General features: G+C 68.0%; 5 protein-coding genes. All 5 read left to right on the top strand.

Features of this window, described 5'->3' with window-relative positions; translation table 11 throughout:
• Nucleotides 1-315 precede the first annotated feature (315 nt).
• A complete protein-coding gene (locus tag HC022_RS20525; RefSeq protein ID WP_089963331.1) occupies nucleotides 316-798 on the top strand; it encodes an MSMEG_0572/Sll0783 family nitrogen starvation response protein in 483 nt (160 codons plus the stop codon).
• A gap of 101 nt (nucleotides 799-899) precedes the next feature.
• On the top strand, nucleotides 900-1,868 hold the full coding sequence (locus HC022_RS20520; RefSeq protein WP_167453651.1) for a Nit6803 family nitrilase: 969 nt from the start codon (nucleotides 900-902) through the stop codon (nucleotides 1,866-1,868).
• Nucleotides 1,861-2,964 (top strand): MSMEG_0568 family radical SAM protein, encoded by a 1,104-nt coding sequence (locus tag HC022_RS20515; protein ID WP_167453650.1) that lies wholly within the window; start codon nucleotides 1,861-1,863, stop codon nucleotides 2,962-2,964. Before HC022_RS20520 ends, HC022_RS20515 begins: the two co-directional genes overlap by 8 nt.
• The gene (locus tag HC022_RS20510; protein ID WP_167453649.1) at nucleotides 2,961-3,512 is read left to right on the top strand and encodes an MSMEG_0567/Sll0786 family nitrogen starvation N-acetyltransferase; all 552 of its coding nucleotides are present in this window, start codon (nucleotides 2,961-2,963) and stop codon (nucleotides 3,510-3,512) included. Before HC022_RS20515 ends, HC022_RS20510 begins: the two co-directional genes overlap by 4 nt.
• The coding region (locus HC022_RS20505) for an AIR synthase related protein (RefSeq protein ID WP_254885197.1) at nucleotides 3,509-4,114 on the top strand (606 nt) is incomplete at its 3' end. The genes HC022_RS20510 and HC022_RS20505, both read left to right, overlap by 4 nt.

Raw genomic sequence — 4,114 nt, 5'->3', positions numbered from 1 at the left:
CGTTGTCGAGGGTGTCGGGGGTCCAGTCGATCATCAGTCCTGCCTTCGCGTTTCGGAATGTGTATGCCACCCCGCCCCCGGATTGAAGGGGTAATTGTATGGCCTCGCCAGAATCATTGACCGGATCACCCGACCGAAATGTCGTTTGGACCAGCGGAAACGACGGGAAACCCACCCGGAGATGCACAAAATACCAGCATTGACGCCAAAGATTAGCAATCAATGCCCCTTACATTGTATGTATATTGAACTGACTATTGATGCAATCAATTCACCCGCGCCACCCCTGTTGGCACCACCAACAAGGAGGGCACGATGCCTGAAGTCACCAAGGAAGCGCACAAGGACGGGGATGTCTTCGTCAACTACGAAGAGAAGGTCTTCGAGGACGTCAAGGCGGACGAAGGAGAGAAGGCGCTCGTCACCTTCCACACCGTCGCCTTCGAGGGCTCCATCGGCCTCGTCAACATCCTCAATGCCATCCGCCTGAACCGCAAGGGCTACGAGACCTCGATCCTGCTCTACGGCCCCGGCGTCACCCTCGGCATCCAGCGCGGCTTCCCGACGCTGGGCGACGAGGCCTTCCCCGGCCACCAGAACTTTGCAGTCAATCTCAAGAAGTTCATGGGCGAAGGCGGCAAGGTGTATGCCTGCCGTTTCGCGCTGCAGGCGCTCTACGGTCATGGCGAGCCCTCGCTGTTGCCCGGCATCGTTCCGATCGCGCCGCAGGACGTGCTCGACTGCATCCTCCTGCACAAGAAGGCCAACGCGGTGATCCTCGACACCTGGACCGTCTGAGCCAACCCGCCGGAGGACGCCCCCGTTCCTCCGGCCGCCGGGCTGCCCGACCGCGGCCCGGCCCCTTCCCCGAAGCCGGTCACGTCACCCAAGGAGCCACGATGAGAACCGATACCATCCGCGCCGCCGCCGTCCAGATCGCCCCTGACCTCTCGGGCCGCGCGGGCACGATCGAACGGGTGCTGAACGCCATCGCCGAGGCCGCGGACAAGGGCGCGCAGTTCATCGTCTTCCCCGAGACCTTCGTGCCCTACTACCCCTATTTCAGCTTCGTTCTGCCCCCGGTCCGGCAGGGCGCGCCGCATCTCGAGCTGATGAAGGAGGCGGTCGTCGTGCCCTCGCCCGAGACGCAGGCGGTGGCCGATGCCGCCCGCAAGCGCGGCGTGGTCGTGGTGCTGGGCGTGAACGAACGCGACCACGGCTCGCTCTACAACGCGCAGCTCGTCTTCGACGCCGACGGCACGCTGGTGCTGAAGCGGCGCAAGATCACCCCCACCTACCACGAACGCATGGTCTGGGGTCAGGGCGACGGCGCCGGGCTGAAGGTCGTCGAGACCTGTGTCGGCCGCGTCGGCGCGCTCGCCTGCTGGGAGCATTACAACCCGCTCGCCCGCTACGCGCTGATGACCCAGCACGAGGAAATCCACGCCGGGCACTACCCGGGCAGCCTCGTGGGCGACATCTTCCGCGACCAGATCGAGGTCACCATGCGCCACCACGCGCTGGAATCCGGCTGCTTCGTGGTCAACGCCACCGGCTGGCTGACCGAGGAGCAGATCGCGCAGATCCACCCCGACCTGCAGCTTCAGAAGGCGATGCGCTCGGGCTGCATGACCTGCATCGTCTCGCCCGAAGGCCGTCACCTCGCCGAGCCGTTGACGTCCGGCGAAGGCATCCTGATCGCCGATCTCGACATGAAGCTCGTCGCCAAGCGCAAGCGCATGATGGACAGCGTCGGCCATTACGCCCGGCCCGAGCTGCTGTCGCTGAACCACGACGCGCGGCCCGCGCCGACGCGCCGCGTCACCGATGTTTCCCCGGAACCCAAGGAGGAAGAGCAGGATGTCTGACGCCCAGCTCATCAACGACCTGCAGACCCATGGCATGCGGCTTGTAGATCCCCGCGCCGGTCACGAGAGCCGTCGCGGCGGGGCGGGCCCGTCCGACCACAAGGCGATCACCATCGGCGACCGCACGGTGATGATCCCGGTGCACACCGCCCCCAGCTTCGACAGCCCCTTCCTCGTCGAGGCGCCCGACGCCACCGGCGAGGCACGGGTCACCCGCGACGGCGCCTTCGTCGCCAGCGTGCGCTTTCCGACGGCGGCGAAGTTCTACCGGCTGAAGACCGCGGACGGAATCCCCTACAGCCACATCGCCGCGCTGCATTCGAAGGATGTGCTTGCCACGACCGTGCTGCAGACCTGCATCCGCTACGAGAGCCGCAAGAAGACCTGCCAGTTCTGCTCGATCGGCCAGTCGCTCGCTGCAGGGCGCACCATCGCCCACAAGACGCCCGCGCAGCTGGCCGAGGTCGCCAGGGCGGCGGTCGAGCTCGACGGCGTCACCCACATGGTGCTGACCACCGGCACGCCTGCGGGCAAGGACCGCGGCGCAAAGGTGCTTTGCGAGAGCGCCGAGGCGATCAAGGCTGCGGTGGACCTGCCGCTGCAGGGCCAGTGCGAACCGCCCGAGGACGACGCCTGGCACCAGCGCATGGTCGACGCGGGCATCGACACGCTGGGGATGCATCTCGAGGCCGTCACGCCCGAGGTCCGCCAGCGCATCATGCCCGGCAAGGCCTCGGTGCCGCTGGAAAAGTACTTCTCGAGCTTCGAGGCCGCAGTGAAGGTCTTCGGGCGCGGGCAGGTCTCGACCTACATCCTCGCGGGCCTCGGCGACACGCGCGAGGCGATCCTCGCGATGTCGGAAAGGCTCTGCGCCATGGGGGTTTATCCCTTCGTCGTGCCCTTCGTGCCGATCTCGGGCACGCCGCTGGAAAGCCACCCCGCCCCCTCCGCCGCCTTCATGGCCGGGATCCTGCACCCGCTCGGCCAGATGATCGCCCGTGCCGGCATCCTGTCGAGCGACATGAAGGCAGGCTGCGGCAAGTGCGGCGCCTGCTCGGCTCTGGCCACCTACGAGAAGCTCAAGGTGCCCGCATGATCGAGTTCGAGCGCCGCAACTTCCAGAGCCCCGGCTACTACATCCGCGCCGCGTCGAAACGCTTCGAGGCCGAGGGCGCGCAGGCCCTGCGCCACAGGGTCTTCGTCGCGGAACAGCGGATCTTCTGCGACCATGACCGCGACGGGATCGACCTCATCGCCACCCATCTCGTGGCGCTCTCGACCTATGCCCACGAGGCCGACCAGGTGGTGGGCACGGTGCGCATCCACGAAGAGGTGCCGGGCCTCTGGTGGGGCTCGCGGCTGGCGGTAGACAGCGAGTTCCGCGCCGTGGGGCGGCTCGGGGCCGAGCTCATCCGGCTGGCGGTCTGCACCGCCAACGCCCGCGGCTGCACCCGCTTCCTCGCGCACGTGCAGATGCAGAACGTGACGCTTTTCCGCCGCCTGCACTGGCGCGCGCTGGACGAGGTCACGATCCACGGCACACCGCACATGCGCATGGAGGCGGAACTGCTGCATTACCCGCCCTGCCCCGACCCGGTCGCCGGCTGGTACCATCGGCCGCGCCTGCGCGGGGTCCGGGCATGACGCTTTCGACGCTGGCCGAGGCGCTGAGGGAGCATCCCTCGATCCGCTCCAAGCTCGGTATCGCGCGCGCGACCCGGGCGCTCGGGCTCAGCGCGTCCTCCGACGGGCGCCCCGGCGACGATGCCGCCCCGTTGCCGCGTGACGGCGGCTACGACCTGCTCGCGGGCGAGGGTTTCATCCCCGCCTTCGTCGCCGACGATCCGTGGTTCGCGGGCTGGTGCGCGCTGATGGTAAACCTCTCCGACATCGCCGCCATGGGCGGGCGCGCCGTGGCGCTGGTCGACCAGATCTGGGCCCCGGACGAGGCCTCTGCCGCGCCGCTGCTGCAGGGGCTGCGCGACGCCTCCACCGCCTATGACGTGCCGGTGGTCGGCGGCCACACCAACTTCGCAGCACCGCAGCTCAGCATCGCGGCCTCGGTCTTCGGCCGGGCCGAGCGGCTCATCACCAGCGACGACGCGATGCCCGGCGACGTGCTGGTCGCGGCCATCGACCACCGCGGCGCCTACCGCAACTTCGACAACTTCTGCGCAGCCCTCGAGGCACCCGGCCCGCGCCTGCGCGGCGATCTCGAACTTCTGCCGCAGCTCGCGGAGGACGGG

The sequence above is a fragment of the Salipiger sp. HF18 genome (genome assembly GCF_011806505.1).
GTDB lineage: Bacteria > Pseudomonadota > Alphaproteobacteria > Rhodobacterales > Rhodobacteraceae > Salipiger > Salipiger thiooxidans.
Note: the sequence above shows the minus strand (reverse complement) of the source record. Positions and strands in the feature narration are given on the sequence as shown.

Coding starts and splice junctions, on each gene's coding strand:
- HC022_RS20515 (WP_167453650.1), top strand. CDS start 1,861: ATGTCTGACGCCCAGCTCATCAACGACCTGCAGACCCATGGCATGCGG.
- HC022_RS20510 (WP_167453649.1), top strand. CDS start 2,961: ATGATCGAGTTCGAGCGCCGCAACTTCCAGAGCCCCGGCTACTACATC.
- HC022_RS20525 (WP_089963331.1), top strand. CDS start 316: ATGCCTGAAGTCACCAAGGAAGCGCACAAGGACGGGGATGTCTTCGTC.
- HC022_RS20520 (WP_167453651.1), top strand. CDS start 900: ATGAGAACCGATACCATCCGCGCCGCCGCCGTCCAGATCGCCCCTGAC.